The organism is Brevundimonas sp. M20 (genome assembly GCF_006547065.1).
Lineage (GTDB): Bacteria > Pseudomonadota > Alphaproteobacteria > Caulobacterales > Caulobacteraceae > Brevundimonas.
Genome location: NZ_CP041243.1, coordinates 867,501 through 884,061, shown reverse-complemented (window position 1 = coordinate 884,061; position 16,561 = coordinate 867,501). Strand labels below are relative to the sequence as shown.

Sequence of the window (16,561 nt, the reverse complement as noted above, 5' to 3'; positions counted from 1 at the left end):
CTGAGGGACGCAAAAGCGCCCCAAAATTCCGGAAAACTTGACACGGGTCGAAGGCGTGGCGCCTTTTTGGCCTGACGACCGAACGAACAGCGAGACGCCGACCGAAACGAGACGGTCAGGGGTCCGCTCTCAGGGGGGCCGCCTCAGTGCCTGTTTCTTTCCGCCGCGCCTTGCTTGCGCCGACGCTGGCTTTCGCGCTCGCCGCCTTCGGCGCGACCGCCCATGCCGCAGACGATGACCGCCGCGCGCCGTCCGCGCTGAGCCCGGCCGACCGCCTGAGCTACACCACCGCATTCGATGCCCTGCGCCGGGGTGATCTGGAGGCCGCGCGCGCCTCGGCCCGCGCGGCGCAGGATCACGTTCTGCTGGGGCAGGTCGAGTTCGAGCGCCTGTTCCATCCCGACTATTCCGCCACCTACGAGGAACTGGCCGCCTGGCTGGAGGAGTATTCCGACCTGCCGTGCGCCGACCGGGCCTACAATCTGGCCCTGCGCCGTCGGCCGGACGGCGCGCCGGAGCCCCGTCGCCCGGGCCGGTTCTCGAACCGCAGCTGGGCCGCGGCTTCGGCCGCCGGTCAGAACACCGAAGGCGATCCGCTGAAGGCCGCCCGGGTGGCGCTGAACCGCGATGATCTGGCCGGAGCCGTGGTCATCGGTCAGGAGATCGGCGACTGGTGGAGCGTGGGTCTGGCCCAGTACCGGCTAGGCGAGTTCGGCGCCGCCGCCAACGCCTTCGAGCGGGTGCTGGATGATCCGACCGAGGACGGCTGGATCCGCGCCGGGGCGGCCTTCTGGGCCTCGCGTTCGGCCGCCCGGTCGAGCCAGCAGGACCGGGTTCAGCCGCTGCTGCGTCGCGCCGCCGCCTGGCCCGCCACCTTCTATGGACAGATCGCCCTGCGCCAGCTGGGCGAGGACGTGACCATCGAGAACATGGGGCCGACGCCCTATGGCGCGACCCTGCAACGGGCCAGCTACACTCCCGACGAGCCCATCGGGGTCGACGCCGCCGAGTTGGAAGAGTTCGTCCGCAACGAACCGCGCGCGCGTCGCACGGTGGCCTTCTTCGAAATCGGACGCCGAACCGATGCGCGGGACGAGCTGCGCACCGGCATGCGCTCGGCCGTGGGCGACCGCGCCCGCGCGATGTGGGCCGCGCTGGGTCGCGCGCTGGGTCCGCGGGTGACAGGTTCCGACGCCGACGCCCGCCGGGTGGACGCCAACAACTACGCCCAGCCGGTGATCGAGCCGGTCGGCGGCTTCGTCATCGAGCGGTCGCTGGTCTACGCCATCGCCCGCAAGGAGACCGGCTTCAACGCCCGCGCCCGCTCCGGCGCCGGGGCCTATGGGCTGATGCAGGTTATGCCGACGACGGCGGCCGAGCTGTCAGGCGACCGGGGTTTCGTGACCGCGCCGGACCGGCTGTATGATCCAGCGATCAACGCCCGCCTGGGGCAGGCCTATGTAAACCGGGTGCTGGCCCGTCCCGAGATCAACGGCGATCTGCTGCGGGTCGCGGCCTCTTACAACGCCGGGCCGGGGCCGATGATGGCCGCTGTCCGCAAGCTGGGGCCGGACGCCGACCCGCTGCTGCTGATCGAGACGATCGACGTGCCGCAGGCGCGTGATTACGTGGAGAAGGTGGTCGCCGCCTACTGGATCTATCAGCGCATGAACGGACGGCCGCTGAACACGCTGGACGCCGTGGCGTCGGGGGCGACCCTGATCCCGCTGAGCCTCGACTATGTGCCGCCGCCTCCGGCTCCGGTGGAGCCGGTACAGGTCGCGTCGGTTCAGACGACGGGCAGCTAGAGACCCGCCAGCAGCATCGCCGGAAGGCAGCAAGCCACCACGATCAGCAGCGCATACACCAGCAGGCTGGGGCGGCGGGCGACGGGTTGAGGCGCTTGCATTGACATGACGGACCTTGAAACGCGTCTGCGTTGCTTCGGCTCCGTTGATACCGCCGTTGTCTTAAGGTCGGGTTGGAACGTGGGGTTAACGCAACACTGACAGACGGGACTTGCCCGGGTTTGACCGGGTGAAATGGCGGCGGCGCTTGACTCCGGAGCCCCTGCGACCGACACGGCCCGTCCATGATCACGCGCTATTCCCGCCCCGACGCCGTCGCTATCTGGTCGCAAGAGACCAAGTACAAAATCTGGTTCGAGATCGAGGCGCACGCCGCCACGAAGATGGCCGAGCTGGGGGTGATCCCGACGGACGCCGCCGAGGCCATCTGGGCCAAGGGCAAGGACGCGGTCTTCGACGCCGACCGGATCGACGAAATCGAGCGCACCACCAAGCACGACGTCATCGCCTTCCTGACTCATGTGGCCGAGATCGTCGGCGAGGACGCGCGCTTCCTGCACCAGGGCATGACCTCGTCGGACGTGCTGGACACCTGTTTCGCCGTACAACTGGCCCGTTCGGCGGACCTGCTGATCGACGGCGTGGACCGGGTGCTGGCGGCGCTGGAGACCCGTGCGAAGGAACACAAATTCACCCCGCAGGTCGGCCGCAGCCACGGCATCCACGCCGAGCCGATCACCTTCGGCCTGAAGCTGGCCGGCTATCACGCCGAGTTCCAGCGGGCGAAGCGCCGTCTGATTACAGCGAAGGAAGAGATCGCCACCTGCGCCATCTCGGGCGCCGTGGGCACCTTCGCCAACGTCGATCCGGCGGTTGAGCAATATGTCGCCGACCAGATGGGCCTGCAGGTCGAGCCGGTTTCGACCCAGGTGATCCCGCGCGACCGCCACGCCGCCTTCTTCGCGGCGCTGGGCGTCGTCGCCAGCTCCATCGAGCGACTGGCCACCGAGGTCCGGCACCTGCAACGCACCGAGGTGCTGGAGGCCGAGGAGTTCTTCGACAAGGGTCAGAAGGGCTCGTCGGCGATGCCGCACAAGCGCAACCCGATCCTGACCGAGAACCTGACGGGTCTGGCCCGTCTGGTCCGCTCGTCGGTGGTGCCCGCGATGGAGAACGTCGCCCTGTGGCACGAGCGCGATATCAGCCACTCGTCGGTCGAGCGCGGCATCGGCCCGGATGCGACCATCCATCTGGATTTCGCTCTGCACCGTCTGGCGGGCGTGGTCGAGCGGATGAACATCTATCCGGAGAACATGCAGAAGAACATCGACCTGCTGGGCGGGCTGGTTCACTCGCAGCGGGTGATGCTGGCCCTGACGCAGGCGGGGGTGAGCCGCGAGGACGCCTATGCCGCCGTGCAGGAGAACGCGATGAAGGTGTGGCGCGGCGAAGGTCGCTTCCTGGACTTCCTGAAGGCCGACGCCCGTGTCACCCTGCCGGAAAGCCAGCTCGAGGCGCTGTTCGACCTCGGCTATCACACCAAGCACGTGGACACGGTGTTCGCGCGCGTCTTCGGGGGTTAAACCATGCTGATGTCCCTGCTTCTGGCGCTGTTCCTGCAGCAGGGCGCCGGTGCGGTCCTGGCGCCGGGCATGACGGCGACGCCGCCGTCCGGGCGCCCGTTCAATGCCTGTATGCGACCACTGGCGACGGATCGCGCCACGGCATCAAGCCGGATCACGATCAGTTGCGCGACTGTGCGGAACGGCGTGCCGGACCAGTGCCGTCTGGAAACCGGACAGGACAACCCGGTCCGTCACCGCACCGCGGCCCGCTGTCTGGCGCGTGAGTACCGGTTCATCGACACCGCCACCGGCCAGCCGGCCAACGGCGGCCCGGTCAGCATTCCGATCAGCCTGAGCGTCCAGATCCAGGACCCCTTCTGAGTCCGATCCGGTGAAGCGGGGGTTCGCGCCCGTCGTCGACGCCGGGACGCGGTTGCTGATCCTCGGCAGCCTGCCCGGCGACGCTTCGCTGAACGTGGGGCAATACTACGGCCATCCGCGCAACGCCTTCTGGCGGCTGGTCGGTGATGTGATCGGGCGGGACCTGCCCGCCCTTCCCTATGAGGACCGGCTGACGGCGCTGAAGGGCGCGGGCATCGGCCTGTGGGACGTCATCGCCGGCGCGGAGCGAAAGGGCAGTCTCGACACGGCGATCCGGAACGCCGAGGCGGCCGACCTGCCCGGGCTGATCGACCGCCTGCCGAACCTGAAAGCCATCGCGTTCAACGGAGCCACGGCGGCGAAGCGCGGCGCGCGCGTGCTGGGGCCGGACACCGGCGCCCCGGTCAGACTGAACCTGCCATCGAGCAGCCCGGCGCTGGCGAAACCGCTTGCGTGGAAGGCGGAGCATTGGGCCAGGATCGCGCCCTACGTCGCCTCCCCGACCGGGAGACCATGAGTCCGCCCCTCTCCTGCCCCCGGGTCGCGGCGGTCTGACGCAGCCACATCCGAAGGCCCGCCTCGTGCGTAATTCCTGACGACGCCACCCCCCCCGTGCGTCACTCAGGAAGGAAACAGAACCATGAAGCGTACCGCTCAAGCCGCCCTCCTCGCCGCCGCCTCCACCTTGCTGCTCGCCGCGTGCAGCAATGCTGAAGAAGCCCCGCCGCCGGCCGAAGCCGCTCCCGCCGACGCCATGGCGCCCGCCCAGACGACGGAAGCCGGAACGATCGTCGCCGTCGCCCAAGGCGCGCCCGACTTCTCGACCCTCGTTTCGGCGGTCCAGGCCGCTGATCTGGTCAGCACCCTGAACGGGGCTGGCCCGTTCACCGTGTTCGCCCCCACGAACGCCGCGTTCGCCAAGGTCCCGGCCGCGACCCTCGAGGGGCTGCTGGCGCCCGCCGGCAAGGCTGACCTGACCAAGATCCTGACCTACCACGTGGTCCCGGGCCGGGTGGATGCCGCGACCCTGACGCAGCAAATCCAGGCAGGCAACGGCACGGCGACCCTGACCACCGTTGAAGGCGGCACTCTGACCGCCCGCGTCGGCGCCGGCGGCTCCGTGACCCTGACGGATGAGGCCGGCAATGTCTCGACCGTCACGCAGACGGACATCGCAGCCTCCAACGGCGTTATCCACGCGATCGACACCGTGGTGATGCCGAACTAGGCCGAAATCCACGCCAGAAAAGAGAAAGGCCGCCTCTGCCGAGGCGGCCTTTTTTGTCGGACGATCCGTAAGCGCCTATTCGCCGTTGCGGATCTGCTCGCGGGCGACGGAGGACAGTTCGTCCATCTTGCGACGGATCTCGCCTTCCGAGACGACCAGACCCGAACCTTCGAAGTCCTGGGCGATCTTGCGGAAGACGTCTTCCTCGCCGGGCTGCTCGAAGTCGGCGCGCACGACGGCGGCGGCGTACTGGTCGGCGCTCTCGGTGCTCAGGCCCATCTTCTCGGCGGCCCACAGACCCAGCAGCTTGTTGCGCCGGGCGGTCGCCTTGAACTCCTGCTCCTCATCGAGGGCGAACTTGGCCTCGAAGCCCTTTTCGCGATCGTCAAAGGTGGTCATGGGCGTCTGCAGGCTCCTCAAACGACCGGGGGGTGGCCGCGTTGCGCTGCTCTATATCCGCACCGGGGGCGAACGCAACCGGAACCAACAGGTTGCGGCGGCTTGTCCCTCATCGGTGTCATCCGCTGCGCCGTTTGTATCACGGGGCGGGTTCCGCTAAGGAGACCGCGACGATTTACCCGCCCGCCCGATTCCGGATCGCGCTGACCAGACCTACGCGCTGGCTGCGCGTTTTTTGTTTCCGGCGTGGCCCCGCCCGGACGAGACCCATGAACGTCAAGCGCAAGAAGCTCTACGAGGGCAAGGCCAAGATCCTGTACGAAGGACCCGAGCCCGGCACCCTGATCCAGTACTTCAAGGACGACGCCACCGCCTTCAACGGCGAGAAGAAGGCCCAGCTCGAGGGCAAGGGCGTCATCAACAACCAGATCAGCGAATTCATCATGTCGCGCCTGAACGGCATCGGCGTGACCAACCACTTCATCAAACGTCTGAACCTGCGTGAACAGCTGATCCGCGAAGTCGAGATCATTCCGCTGGAAGTCGTCTGCCGCAACGTGGTGGCCGGTTCGATGAGCAAGCGCCTCGGCATCGAGGAAGGCACGCCCCTGCCCCGTTCGATCATCGAGTTCTACCTGAAGAAGGACGAGCTCAACGATCCGATGGTGACCGAAGAGCACATCACCGCCTTCAACTGGGCCTCAACCCAGGAGCTGGACGACATTCTGGCCATGACCGTGCGAGTGAACGACTATCTGTCGGGCATGTTCGGCGCCGTCGGCATCCAGCTGGTGGACTTCAAGATCGAGTTCGGCCGCATCTGGGAGAATGACTTCGCCCGCGTGATCCTGGCCGACGAGATCAGCCCGGACAGCTGCCGCCTGTGGGACGTGAACACCGGCGAGAAGCTGGACAAGGATCGCTTCCGCCGCGATCTGGGCAATGTCATCGAAAGCTACACCGAAGTGGCGCGCCGCCTGGGCATCATGAAGGGCATGCCCACGGTCATTCAGGGAGGGCTGCACTGATGGCCAAGGTCAAGGTTCACGTCTTCCTGAAGCCGGGCGTTCTGGACGTTCAGGGCAAGGCGGTTGAAGGCGCGCTGAACGGTCTGGGCTGGGGCGGCGTTTCCAACGCCCGCGTCGGCAAGCTGATCGAGTTCGACTTCGCCGGCGAGGGCGATCCCGCCGTCGAGGCGAAGAAGATGTGCGAGACGCTGCTCGCCAACACGGTCATCGAATCCTACCGGATCGAGGTCGCGTGAAACGCATCCTGAAGCCTCTGGTCATCCTCTTCATCGTCGCGGGCTGCGTGATCTTCGCCGCAGCCCTCGCCGGTGGACTGATGGACGACAGCGCCTTCACCACCGCCGCGCACGAGCAGGGGCACTAAGCCCCGCTCCACGGGTGACGGGGCCGCCCCGCGCGCGTTATGAGGTCCGCAGTCCTTTTGCGGAGCGGCCCATGACCTTCACCCTGACTTCCAACGACATCACCGACGGCGGCGTGCTGCCGGACGCGCAGGTTCAGGCGAAGGGCAATACCTCGCCGCATCTGTCATGGTCGGGCGCCCCCGAGGGCACGAAGAGCTACGCCGTCACCTGCTACGACCCTGACGCCCCCACGGGCTCGGGCTTCTGGCACTGGACCGTGGCCAACATTCCCGCCGATGTGACCGAGCTTAAGACCGGCGCCTCGTCCGCCGATCTGCCCGCCGGATCGGTCGAGGGGCGCACGGACTACGGCCCCGCAGGCTTCGGCGGCGCCGCCCCGCCTCCCGGTCACGGCCCGCACCGCTACATCTTCACCGTCTTCGCCGTGGACACCGACAAGCTGGACGTCACCCCGGACAATTCGGGCGCCGTCTTCGGCTTCAACCTGCATTTCCATACGCTGGCCAAGGCGACGATCACCGCCACCTACGAAAACACCGGCCAAGGCTGACCCCAAGCCAACCCCATAAACATATAAGCATGTCTTTATATGTTTCTTGACTTCGCCGGAGGATGCCCGCTCTATGCGGGCGTCGTGGTTCTGCGCGCGGCTTTCGGGTCGCGCGGAGCTAAGAGGGAAGCCGGTGAGACGCATTTCGCGTCAAATCCGGCGCTGCCCCCGCAACTGTAAGCGGCGAGCCGAGGGTCCATCTCGTGTCACTGGGGGTTCGCCTCCGGGAAGGCCGGGCCCGAAGCGGTGACCCGTGAGCCAGGAGACCTGCCCCGACAGATAACGTCCTCCGGCGGGGTGTCCGGTCAGGCCGCAAGTGCGCCGCCGGATCCGATGCCCGCGTGAGCGTTCGCGCGTCCCTGTCCGAAGCCCTGCCAACAGCAAAGGTTTCGCCCCATGACCGCCCGCCTCCCCGTCCAGGTCGCCACCCTCGGCTTTCCCCGCATCGGCCCGAAGCGCGAGCTGAAGACCGCGCTTGAAGCCCACTGGGCCGGCAGGCTCGACGCCAAGGCATTGTTCGCCGCCGCCGCCGACCTGCGCGGTCAGGCCTGGGCCCGCCAGCGTGAGCTGGGCGCGGACCTGATCCCGTCGAACGACTTCTCGCTGTACGACCATGTGCTGGACACCACCGCCATGGTCGGGGCCGTGCCCGCGATCTACGGCTGGTCGGATGACCGGGTCGATCTGGACACCTATTTCGCCATGGCGCGGGGGGCGCAGGGGGACCGGTGCGAGCACGGCCACGCGCAAGTCTCCGGGCATGGCGCGCAGGACGCGCCGGCGGCCGAGATGACCAAGTGGTTCGACACCAACTACCACTTCATCGTGCCGGAGTTCACGGCGGACCAGACCTTCCGCCTCGCCTCGACCAAGGCGCTGCACGAGTATCTGGAGGCCAAGGAACAGGGGGTCGAGACCCGGCCGGTGCTGCTGGGGCCGGTCAGCTATCTGCTGCTGGGCAAGGCGAAAGGCGGCGACTTCGACGTCCTCTCGCTGCTGCCGAGACTGCTGCCGGTCTATGCCGAGGTGCTGCGATCGCTGGCGCGCGCGGAGGCGACCTGGGTGCAGATCGACGAGCCCTGCCTCGTCACTGACCTGCCGGAGGGCGCGGCCGAGGCCTACGCCCTCGCCTACCGGATGCTGTGCGATGTGACGCCGCCGATCCGGGTGATGCTGACGACCTATTTCGGCGGGCTGCAGGACAATCTCGAACTGGCCCTGTCGTTGCCCGCGCACGGTCTGCACGTCGATCTGGTCCGGGCGCCGGAGCAGTTGGAGGCGGTGGTCGCGGGGGCGCGCCCCGATCAGGCGCTGTCGCTGGGCGTCATCGACGGGCGCAATGTCTGGAAGGCGGACCTGGGCGCCGTTTTGGACCGGATCGAGCCGATCGTGGCGACCGGGCGGTCGGTGATCATCGCCCCGTCCTGCTCCCTGCTGCATACGCCGATCGATCTGGAGCGGGAGACGGCGCTGGCGCCGGAGGTCCGCAACTGGCTGGCCTTCGCCGTGCAGAAGGTGGGCGAGCTGAAGGTGCTGGCGCGGGCGCTGAACGAGGGCCGGGACGCCGTGCGGGCGGAGTTGGCGGCGGCGGATGCGGCCATCGTCTCGCGCCGGAACTCCGTGCTGATCCACGACCCGGCGGTGAAGGCGCGGACGGCGGACGCCGCACCGGCGCAGCGCGCCAACGGCTTCGAAATCCGCCGTCTGGCGCAGGCGAAGCGGCTGGGCCTGCCCGCCTTTCCCACGACAACCATCGGCTCCTTCCCCCAGACGCCGGAAGTGCGGAAGGCCCGCGCCGAGCACGGCAAGGGCGTTCTGGCTGACGCCGCCTACGAACAGTTCCTGCGTGAGGAAACCGTTCGGACGGTGAGGCGGCAGGAGGACATCGGGCTGGACGTGCTGGTCCACGGCGAGTTCGAGCGCAACGATATGGTCCAGTATTTCGGCGAGCAGCTGGCGGGCTTCGCCTTCACCAGGGCGGCGTGGGTGCAGTCGTACGGCAGCCGCTGCGTCCGTCCGCCGATCATCTTCGGCGATGTGTCGCGACCAAAGCCCATGACGGTTGAGTGGTGGCGCTATGCCCAATCGCTGACCGACAAGCCGATGAAGGGCATGCTGACCGGGCCGGTGACGATCCTGAACTGGTCGTTCGTGCGGGACGATCAGCCGCGAAGCGAGACCTGTCGCCAGATCGCCTTCGCCATCCGGGACGAGGTCGTCGATCTGGAGGCCGCGGGGGCGCCGATCATCCAGATCGACGAGGCCGCCCTGCGCGAAGGCCTGCCGCTGCGTCGCCGGGAATGGCAGGCCTATCTGGACTGGGCGGTGGAGTGCTTCCGCATCACGGCCTCGGGCGTGCGGGACGAGACCCAGATCCACACCCACATGTGTTATTCCGAGTTCAACGACATCATCGCCAGCATCGGCGCGCTGGACGCCGATGTGATCTCCATCGAGACCTCGCGCTCGCAGATGGAGCTGTTGGACGCCTTCAAGGACTACAAATACCCGGCCGAGATCGGACCGGGAGTCTATGACATCCACTCGCCGCGCGTGCCATCCGTCGAAGAGATGACCGCCCTGCTGGTTGCGGCGAAGGGCAGGCTGCCGGCGGAACGGCTTTGGGTGAACCCGGATTGCGGCCTGAAGACGCGCAATTGGCCGGAGTCCGAAGCCGCCTTGCGGAACATGGTGGCGGCGGCGCGCGCGGCACGGGGCTGAGCGGCGTTTCGTCATCGCCCGCACCGGAAAATCGGCAATCGCCGCGATGGCGGTTGATCCTCAGGGACAAGGCCCCATGTTGCAGCGCAACATTGTTCCCCCGAGTAATCCTTCATGACGCCCGTCGACGCCTCCGCCAGTCTCGAGTCCGATCCGGAGGGGGCGCCGAAGACCCTGAAGTCGGGCGCTGTCGCCCTGCTGCTGACGGCGCTGGGCATGGGCGGCTTCGCCATCGGCGTCACCGAGTTCGCGGCGATGAGCGTGCTGCCGGACTTCGCCCGCGGGCTGGGCGTCGATGAGCCGACGGCCGGCCACGCGATCAGCGCCTATGCGGCGGGGGTCGTGGTCGGGGCGCCGATCCTGGCGGCGTTCGGGGCGCGGCTGCCGCGCTGGATCCTGCTGATCGGACTGATGGCCCTGTTCGCGGTGGCCAACACCCTGAGCGCCCTGTCGCCGAATTTCGAGACCATGCTGGTGTTCCGCTTCCTGAGCGGGCTGCCGCACGGGGCCTATTTCGGGGTGGCGGCGCTGGTCGCGGCCTCGGCGGTGCCGCTGAAATTCCGGACACGGGCGGTGTCGACCATCCTGATGGGCCTGACCATCGCGACGGTGCTGGGCGTGCCGGTGGTCAATCTGGTCAGTCAGGCGCACGGCTGGCGCTGGACGTTCGGCATCGTCGGTGCACTGGCCGTACTGACCATGACGCTGGTGGCCCTGTTCGCGCCGCGCGATCCGGCCCATCCGAACGCCAGCCCCCTGCGGGAGCTGAAGGCGCTGAAGAACCGGCAGGTCTGGCTGACGCTGGGCGTCAGCGCCATCGGCTTCGGCGGGATGTTCGCGGTCTATGCCTATCTGGCCTCGGTGCTGCGTGAGGTGACGGGCATCGGCCCTGAAGTCCTGCCGTGGGTGTTCGCGGTGTTCGGCATCGGCATGTTCAGCGGCAATCTTCTGTGCGCCTGGGCCGGAGATCGGTTCGGCTTCAAGGCGGCGGCGGGCGTGCTGATCTGGAGCGCCGTCTCGCTGGCCCTGTACCCGCTGGCGTCGCAGCACCTGTGGTCAATGCTGGTGGTCGTGCTGTTCATCGGCGTGGGCGGCGGGCTGGGCTCGATCCTGCAGACGCGACTGATGGACGTCGCGGGCGAGGCGCAGACGCTGGCGGCGGCGCTGAACCATTCGGCGTTCAACACGGCCAACGCTCTGGGGCCGCTGCTGGCGGGTGCGGCGGTCGCCGCCGGCTTCGGCTGGGCCTCGACCGGCTGGGTGGCCGTGGGCCTGACGCTGGGCGGACTCGCGATCTGGGTATGGGCGTGGCTGGACGGGAAGCGCCTGACGCAACGAACTGCGGCTACGGCCTGACATTTCCCGCGAAGCCTGCTAGGAGCCCGCGCCATGAGCGCAGCCGTCATCGTCTTCCCCGGTTCCAACTGCGACCGCGACTGCAAGGTCGCCGTCGAACGCTCCACCGGCGAACAGGTGCAGATGGTGTGGCACGGCGAGACCGAGCTGCCCAAGGGTCTGGACCTGATCGTCCTGCCGGGGGGGTTCTCCTACGGCGATTATCTGCGCTGTGGCGCGATGGCGGCGCAGGCTCCGATCATGCAGGCGGTGAAGAAGGCCGCTGACGACGGTGTGGCCGTGGTCGGCATCTGCAACGGCTTCCAGATCCTGTGCGAGGCCGGACTGCTGCCGGGCGCCCTGCTGCGCAACTCGGGCCTCAAATACGTCTGCAAGCCGATCAGCCTGACGGTCGCCAATGGCCAGACCCGCTTCACCTCGGGTTATCAGGGCCAGCGCGAAGTCGTGATGACCCAAGGCAACGGCGACGGAAACTACTTCGCCGACGAAGAGACCCTGAAGCGGATCGAGGGCGAGGGCCAGGTGGTCTTCCGCTACGTCGACAACCCCAACGGCTCGGTCGCCGACATCGCCGGCATCCAGAACGCGCGCCGAAACGTGCTGGGCATGATGCCCCACCCGGACCGCGCCTTCGAAGCCGAGCTGGGCTCCGCCGACGGCGCGATCCTGTTCCAGAGCGTCTACGCCGCCGCCTGAACCTGTCGTCGGGCTTGACCCGACACCCCGGACCGTGCGGTTTCCCGTAGAGGGACCGGGGGAGCGGCATGTTCATCAGCGAACGGCAGAAGATGATTTCGGGCCAGCCCTACAATCCGGGCGACCCCGAGCTTCAGGACGACCAGACCGCCGCCAAGCACTGGATGGCGCGCTACAACGCCTCACTGGCCTCGACGCCCGCCGAGCGGCGCGATCTGCTGCGCCAGAAGCTGGGCGAGATCGGCGAGGGCGTGGTGATCCGCCCGCCGTTCCACTGTGACTACGGCTACAATATCCGGCTGGGTCGGAACGTCTTCCTGAACTTCAACTGCGTGATTCTGGATGTGTGCGAGGTCGATATCGGCGACCTGACGCAGATCGGGCCGGGCGTGCAAATCCTGACCGCCGACCATCCGCGCGATCCCGAGGAGCGGGCGCGGGGGCTGGAGTTCGGTCGGGCCGTATCCATCGGGCGCAATGTGTGGATCGGCGGCGGCGCGATCATCCTGCCCGGCGTCACCATCGGGGATGACGCGGTCATCGGCGCGGGATCGGTGGTGACACGCGACGTGCCGCCCGGCGTGACCGTCATGGGCAATCCGGCGCGCGAGAAGCGCTGAGCGAAGGGGCGATCAGCCGCCCAGGTCGTCATTGACGTTGCGGACAACCGGATCGCCGGGCTCATCATCCTCATCGACGTCCGGCGTGGCGATGCCGCCCGGATCGCGTTGGGCCTTCAGTTCACGTTCGCCCAGACCCAGGCCCTGTTCCCGGGCGCGGTCGGCTTCAACGAAGTCGGTTTCGAAACGCGGCGTCTGTTCGGTCATCGGTCGTCTCCGGTTGTGCGAGGGCTGAACCGCAGACGCGCGAGAGGGTTCCGGTGAACCAAAGCTCTGCGCCAGACGTAGACCAGGGACAGTCACGTCCGGAGCGCCCATGTCATCCATCGTCCGCCCTACCCCCGCCCAGATGACACGACGCCTGATCGTACTGGCCAGCGCGATCTTCGCTGTGGTGGTGGCGCAGGTGCAGATGGGCTTCGGCCTTGGGCAAACGGCCGAGGCGTTCGCGGCGGACAGCGACGCGACGCTTAAGGTGGCGGGCTACGCCTTCGCCATATGGGGCGTCATCTATCTGGGCCTGCTGATCTATGCGGTGCGGCAGGTGTTGCCCGCGACGGGCGAGAGCGAACTTCTGACGCGACTGGGCTGGCCGTCCGTCCTCGCCTTCCTCGGCATCGGCTTGTGGATCGTGGCGGCGGCGTTCGATTGGGAACTGGGCACCATCCTGCTGATCTTCGGCTCGCTGCTGGTGTTGCTGATTCCGCTGCTCATGAACGCCCGGGCGATCCGGGTCCTGCCCCGCGCCTCGCGGGAGCGTTGGATGGTGGTCTGGCCGCTGGCCCTGCTGGCCGGTTGGCTGGGGATCGCGGCGCCGGTGAACCTGCTGACCGTGCTGACCGGGAACGGCGACCTGCCGGCCGTCCTGTCTCCGACGGTCTGGGCGCTGACCGCCGTGCTGCTGGTCACGCTGAAGGCGCTGGCGGTGACCTGGGTGCTGCGGACGCCCGCCTTCGCCCTGCCGATCGCCTGGGGGCTGCTGGCGGTGTTCGTGGCGGAGATGGACCGTAATCCGGTGCTGGCGACGGGGGCTGTTCTGGCCTCCGGACTGACTCTGGTCGGGGCGGTGATCCTGACCTTCCGACTGGCTCCGTCGGTCGAGCGGATGGATCCGGAGCGGCTGTAGGGCGCACAGCGCCGATGTTGTTGCGTCCAAGGCTGACAGGACGGCCTTCTGTCGCTAGAAGGCCGGGCCATGAGCGCTCCTGAAAAGACCATGGCCGAGCTGGCCGCCGAATACGGCCTGGCCCCGAACGAATATCAGGTCGTCCTCGACCGGCTGGGCCGCGAGCCCAACCATGTCGAACTGGGCGTCTTCTCGGTGATGTGGTCCGAGCACTGCTCGTACAAATCCTCGAAGATTCATCTGGGCAAGTTCCCCACCAAGGGACCGCGGGTGATCTGCGGCCCGGGCGAGAACGCCGGGGTCATCGACATCGATGACGGCGACGCCTGCATCTTCAAGATGGAGAGCCACAACCACCCGTCCTACATCGAGCCCTATCAGGGCGCGGCGACGGGCGTGGGCGGCATCATGCGCGACGTCTTCACCATGGGCGCGCGCCCGGTGGCCCTGCTGAACGCCCTGCGCTTCGGCGACGTGGGGCATGAGAAGACCAAGCGTCTGGTCTCGGGCGTCGTCTCGGGCATCGGCGGCTACGGCAACTGCGTCGGCGTGCCGACCGTGGCGGGCGAGACGAATTTCCACGCCGGCTACAACGGCAACATCCTGGTCAACGCCATGTGCGTGGGTCTGGCGAAGTCGGACGCCATCTTCTACTCGGCCGCGCCCTCGGCGGGCCTGTCGGTGGTTTACTTCGGTTCGAAGACCGGCCGCGACGGCATCCACGGCGCGACCATGTCGTCCGCGGAGTTCGATGATGAGTCGGAATCGAAGCGCCCGACCGTGCAGGTCGGCGACCCGTTCGCCGAGAAGCTGCTGATCGAGGCCACGCTGGAGCTGATGGCCTCGGGCGCCGTCGCCGCCATTCAGGACATGGGCGCAGCGGGTCTGACCTCGTCGTCGGTCGAGATGGCCGGCAAGGGCGGCGTCGGCATCGAGCTGAACATGGACGCCGTGCCCCAGCGCGAAGAAGGCATGTCCGCCTATGAGATGATGCTGTCGGAATCGCAGGAGCGGATGCTGGCGGTTCTGAAGCCGGGCCGCGAGGAAGACGGCTACCGCATCTTCGAGAAGTGGGGTCTGGACGCCGCCGTGATCGGCGTGACCACCGACACCGGCCGTCTGGTGCTGAAGCATCACGGCGAAGTGGTCTGCGACGTGCCACTGGCCCCGCTGTTCGACGACGCGCCTCTGTACGACCGTCCGTGGGTGCAGCCGGACCTGCAGCCGCGCCTCGATCCGAAGGACGTGCCCGCGCCGGAGAACTGGACTGACGCGGTGCTGAACGTCCTGACCTGCCCGGATATGGCGTCCAAGCGCTGGATCTGGGAGCAATACGACCGTCACGTGATGGCGGACACCCTGCACGACTCGGCCACCGGCGCCGACGCGGGCGTGGTTCGGGTGCATGGCACGGACAAGGGTCTGGCCGTCACCAGCGACTGCACCCCGCGCTATGTGCAGGCCGATCCCTATGAAGGCGGCAAGCAGTGCGTGGCCGAGGCCTGGCGCAACCTGACCGCCGTGGGGTCGCGCCCGATCGCCATCACCGACAACCTGAACTTCGGCAACCCGCAGCGCCCCGAGATCATGGGCCAGATCGTGCGGGCCATCGACGGCATGGCCGAGGCCTGCCGCGAGCTGGACTTCCCGGTCGTGTCGGGGAACGTCAGCCTCTACAACGAGACCAACGGCGTCGCCATTCCGCCGACCCCGACGGTCGGCGCGGTCGGCCTGCTGCCCAACTATGACACCGTCACCGGCTTCGGCGGCGCGGTCGAGGGCGATACGCTGGTGCTGATCGGCGAGACCCGCGGCGAGCTGGGCGCGTCCATTTACCTGCGCGAAGTGCTGGGCCGCGAGGACGGCGCGCCGCCGCCGGTGGACCTGAAGCTGGAACGCAATACGGGCGACTTCGTGCGTGGCCTGATCGAGAGCGGCGAACTGACGGTCGTGCACGACCTGTCGGACGGCGGACTGATCGGCGCGGCGGCGGACATCGCGCTGGCGTCGGATGTCGGGGTCGAGCTGAACGCCTCGAGCGCGGCGCACGCCCACGCCTTCCTGTTCGGCGAGGACCAGGCCCGCTATCTGGTGGCCGTCACCGACGCCAACGCCCTGATCGCCAAGGCCCATGAAGCCGGGTTGCATGCCTCGGTCGTCGGCATGGTGAAGGGCTCGGACTTCGCCTCGTCGGGGCCGAAGGGCGAACTGTTCCGCCTGCCGGTCTCGCACCTGCGCGAGATGCACGAGAGCTGGATGCCGAACTGGATGAACGGCTGATGCGCGCCGCGCCGGGTCTTGCCGCTCTGGTGATGCTGGCCGCCTGCGAGGGCGGCGGCGATCCGGTGGAGCAGGCCCTGCGAGAGACGGCGGCGGTCAACCATTCGGCCACGGTGGAGGATGGCCAGGTGTCGAAAGCCGCCGAAACCGAGACCGCAGGGCCGGGATGGGAAGGTCGTCCAACGCAAGGCGACGCCGCATTCCGTCGAGCAGAGCGATCCATGCACGACAAGATGGCCTCCGCCTCAGGCCAGACGGTCGATGAGACCTATATCGCCAAGATGATCGAACACCATCGCGGCGCGGTGGCCATGGCCGATGTGGCTTTGGCCCAATCCACCGACCCCGAAATCCGTCGCATGGCGCAGGCGGTCAAGGACGCCCAGACCCGCGAAATAGCGGAGATGCGGGCCTGGAAGCCGGCGGGCGAGTAACCGT

General features: G+C 67.8%; 18 protein-coding genes and 1 riboswitch. Of the genes, 16 read left to right on the top strand and 2 right to left on the bottom strand.

Annotated features, from left to right (window positions below):
* The first annotated feature begins 146 nt into the window (after positions 1-146).
* The 5 genes from FKQ52_RS04235 to FKQ52_RS04215 all read left to right on the top strand — a co-directional run bounded on the left by FKQ52_RS04235 (position 147) and on the right by FKQ52_RS04215 (position 4,982).
* A complete protein-coding gene (locus FKQ52_RS04235) occupies positions 147-1,808 on the top strand; it encodes a lytic transglycosylase domain-containing protein (RefSeq protein ID WP_141626039.1) in 1,662 nt (553 codons plus the stop codon).
* A 284-nt stretch (positions 1,809-2,092) separates the two neighbouring features.
* Entirely contained in the window at positions 2,093-3,391 is a 1,299-nt protein-coding gene (gene purB / locus FKQ52_RS04230; protein WP_141626038.1) for an adenylosuccinate lyase, read from the top strand.
* Positions 3,392-3,394: 3 nt separating this feature from the next.
* Complete coding sequence (locus FKQ52_RS04225) at positions 3,395-3,754, top strand: hypothetical protein (protein WP_141626037.1); 360 nt, start codon at positions 3,395-3,397, stop codon at positions 3,752-3,754.
* 10 nt (positions 3,755-3,764) lie between these two features.
* Positions 3,765-4,271, top strand: a complete 507-nt coding sequence (locus FKQ52_RS04220; protein WP_141626036.1) for a DNA-deoxyinosine glycosylase — start codon at positions 3,765-3,767, stop codon at positions 4,269-4,271.
* Positions 4,272-4,394: 123 nt separating this feature from the next.
* The gene (locus tag FKQ52_RS04215; RefSeq protein ID WP_141626035.1) at positions 4,395-4,982 is read left to right on the top strand and encodes a fasciclin domain-containing protein; all 588 of its coding nucleotides are present in this window, start codon (positions 4,395-4,397) and stop codon (positions 4,980-4,982) included.
* Between the two features lie 75 nt (positions 4,983-5,057).
* On the opposite strand, the gene FKQ52_RS04210 is transcribed toward FKQ52_RS04215, so the two are convergent.
* Entirely contained in the window at positions 5,058-5,381 is a 324-nt protein-coding gene (locus FKQ52_RS04210; protein WP_205750851.1) for a DUF1476 domain-containing protein, read from the bottom strand.
* A gap of 269 nt (positions 5,382-5,650) precedes the next feature.
* Between FKQ52_RS04210 and purC the strand changes: the two genes are divergently transcribed.
* The 8 genes from purC (at position 5,651) to FKQ52_RS04175 (ending at position 12,717) form a co-directional block, all read left to right on the top strand.
* Positions 5,651-6,409: a phosphoribosylaminoimidazolesuccinocarboxamide synthase gene (purC, locus tag FKQ52_RS04205; RefSeq protein ID WP_141626034.1), complete on the top strand. Its 759-nt coding sequence runs from the start codon at positions 5,651-5,653 to the stop codon at positions 6,407-6,409.
* Entirely contained in the window at positions 6,409-6,645 is a 237-nt protein-coding gene (gene purS, locus FKQ52_RS04200; protein ID WP_141626033.1) for a phosphoribosylformylglycinamidine synthase subunit PurS, read from the top strand. Before purC ends, purS begins: the two co-directional genes overlap by 1 nt.
* Positions 6,642-6,773, top strand: a complete 132-nt coding sequence (locus FKQ52_RS16750; RefSeq protein WP_255431444.1) for a hypothetical protein — start codon at positions 6,642-6,644, stop codon at positions 6,771-6,773. The genes purS and FKQ52_RS16750 overlap by 4 nt, the downstream gene beginning before the upstream one ends.
* Before the next feature lie 71 nt (positions 6,774-6,844).
* On the top strand, positions 6,845-7,324 hold the full coding sequence (locus FKQ52_RS04195) for a YbhB/YbcL family Raf kinase inhibitor-like protein (protein ID WP_141626032.1): 480 nt from the start codon (positions 6,845-6,847) through the stop codon (positions 7,322-7,324).
* Positions 7,325-7,404: 80 nt separating this feature from the next.
* Positions 7,405-7,614, top strand: a riboswitch (cobalamin riboswitch).
* A gap of 106 nt (positions 7,615-7,720) precedes the next feature.
* Positions 7,721-10,045 carry a 5-methyltetrahydropteroyltriglutamate--homocysteine S-methyltransferase gene (gene metE, locus FKQ52_RS04190; protein WP_141626031.1) on the top strand — a complete coding sequence of 775 codons (2,325 nt, stop codon included), beginning with the start codon at positions 7,721-7,723 and terminating at the stop codon, positions 10,043-10,045.
* A gap of 114 nt (positions 10,046-10,159) precedes the next feature.
* Positions 10,160-11,401 (top strand): MFS transporter, encoded by a 1,242-nt coding sequence (locus tag FKQ52_RS04185; RefSeq protein WP_141626030.1) that lies wholly within the window; start codon positions 10,160-10,162, stop codon positions 11,399-11,401.
* A gap of 33 nt (positions 11,402-11,434) precedes the next feature.
* Positions 11,435-12,097 (top strand): phosphoribosylformylglycinamidine synthase subunit PurQ, encoded by a 663-nt coding sequence (purQ, locus tag FKQ52_RS04180; RefSeq protein ID WP_141626029.1) that lies wholly within the window; start codon positions 11,435-11,437, stop codon positions 12,095-12,097.
* Between the two features lie 68 nt (positions 12,098-12,165).
* Complete coding sequence (locus FKQ52_RS04175) at positions 12,166-12,717, top strand: sugar O-acetyltransferase (protein WP_141626028.1); 552 nt, start codon at positions 12,166-12,168, stop codon at positions 12,715-12,717.
* 12 nt (positions 12,718-12,729) lie between these two features.
* Here FKQ52_RS04175 and FKQ52_RS04170 read toward each other — a convergent pair whose 3' ends face one another.
* Complete coding sequence (locus FKQ52_RS04170; RefSeq protein ID WP_141626027.1) at positions 12,730-12,924, bottom strand: hypothetical protein; 195 nt, start codon at positions 12,922-12,924, stop codon at positions 12,730-12,732.
* 109 nt (positions 12,925-13,033) lie between these two features.
* Between FKQ52_RS04170 and FKQ52_RS04165 the strand changes: the two genes are divergently transcribed.
* From FKQ52_RS04165 to FKQ52_RS04155, 3 genes are all read left to right on the top strand, one after another.
* Positions 13,034-13,843: a hypothetical protein gene (locus tag FKQ52_RS04165; RefSeq protein WP_141626026.1), complete on the top strand. Its 810-nt coding sequence runs from the start codon at positions 13,034-13,036 to the stop codon at positions 13,841-13,843.
* A 69-nt stretch (positions 13,844-13,912) separates the two neighbouring features.
* Positions 13,913-16,123, top strand: a complete 2,211-nt coding sequence (purL, locus tag FKQ52_RS04160; RefSeq protein WP_141626025.1) for a phosphoribosylformylglycinamidine synthase subunit PurL — start codon at positions 13,913-13,915, stop codon at positions 16,121-16,123.
* The gene (locus FKQ52_RS04155) at positions 16,123-16,557 is read left to right on the top strand and encodes a DUF305 domain-containing protein (protein WP_141626024.1); all 435 of its coding nucleotides are present in this window, start codon (positions 16,123-16,125) and stop codon (positions 16,555-16,557) included. Before purL ends, FKQ52_RS04155 begins: the two co-directional genes overlap by 1 nt.
* The last annotated feature ends 4 nt before the right edge of the window (positions 16,558-16,561 follow it).

What these genes read in the sequence shown, in the direction of transcription:
- purB (WP_141626038.1), top strand. Translation starts at nt 2,093, where the DNA reads ATGATCACGCGCTATTCCCGCCCCGACGCCGTCGCTATCTGGTCGCAA.
- FKQ52_RS04225 (WP_141626037.1), top strand. Translation starts at nt 3,395, where the DNA reads ATGCTGATGTCCCTGCTTCTGGCGCTGTTCCTGCAGCAGGGCGCCGGT.
- FKQ52_RS04215 (WP_141626035.1), top strand. Translation starts at nt 4,395, where the DNA reads ATGAAGCGTACCGCTCAAGCCGCCCTCCTCGCCGCCGCCTCCACCTTG.
- FKQ52_RS04210 (WP_205750851.1), bottom strand. Translation starts at nt 5,381, where the DNA reads ATGACCACCTTTGACGATCGCGAAAAGGGCTTCGAGGCCAAGTTCGCC.
- purC (WP_141626034.1), top strand. Translation starts at nt 5,651, where the DNA reads ATGAACGTCAAGCGCAAGAAGCTCTACGAGGGCAAGGCCAAGATCCTG.
- purS (WP_141626033.1), top strand. Translation starts at nt 6,409, where the DNA reads ATGGCCAAGGTCAAGGTTCACGTCTTCCTGAAGCCGGGCGTTCTGGAC.
- FKQ52_RS04195 (WP_141626032.1), top strand. Translation starts at nt 6,845, where the DNA reads ATGACCTTCACCCTGACTTCCAACGACATCACCGACGGCGGCGTGCTG.
- metE (WP_141626031.1), top strand. Translation starts at nt 7,721, where the DNA reads ATGACCGCCCGCCTCCCCGTCCAGGTCGCCACCCTCGGCTTTCCCCGC.
- FKQ52_RS04185 (WP_141626030.1), top strand. Translation starts at nt 10,160, where the DNA reads ATGACGCCCGTCGACGCCTCCGCCAGTCTCGAGTCCGATCCGGAGGGG.
- purQ (WP_141626029.1), top strand. Translation starts at nt 11,435, where the DNA reads ATGAGCGCAGCCGTCATCGTCTTCCCCGGTTCCAACTGCGACCGCGAC.
- FKQ52_RS04175 (WP_141626028.1), top strand. Translation starts at nt 12,166, where the DNA reads ATGTTCATCAGCGAACGGCAGAAGATGATTTCGGGCCAGCCCTACAAT.
- FKQ52_RS04170 (WP_141626027.1), bottom strand. Translation starts at nt 12,924, where the DNA reads ATGACCGAACAGACGCCGCGTTTCGAAACCGACTTCGTTGAAGCCGAC.
- FKQ52_RS04165 (WP_141626026.1), top strand. Translation starts at nt 13,034, where the DNA reads ATGTCATCCATCGTCCGCCCTACCCCCGCCCAGATGACACGACGCCTG.
- purL (WP_141626025.1), top strand. Translation starts at nt 13,913, where the DNA reads ATGAGCGCTCCTGAAAAGACCATGGCCGAGCTGGCCGCCGAATACGGC.
- FKQ52_RS04155 (WP_141626024.1), top strand. Translation starts at nt 16,123, where the DNA reads ATGCGCGCCGCGCCGGGTCTTGCCGCTCTGGTGATGCTGGCCGCCTGC.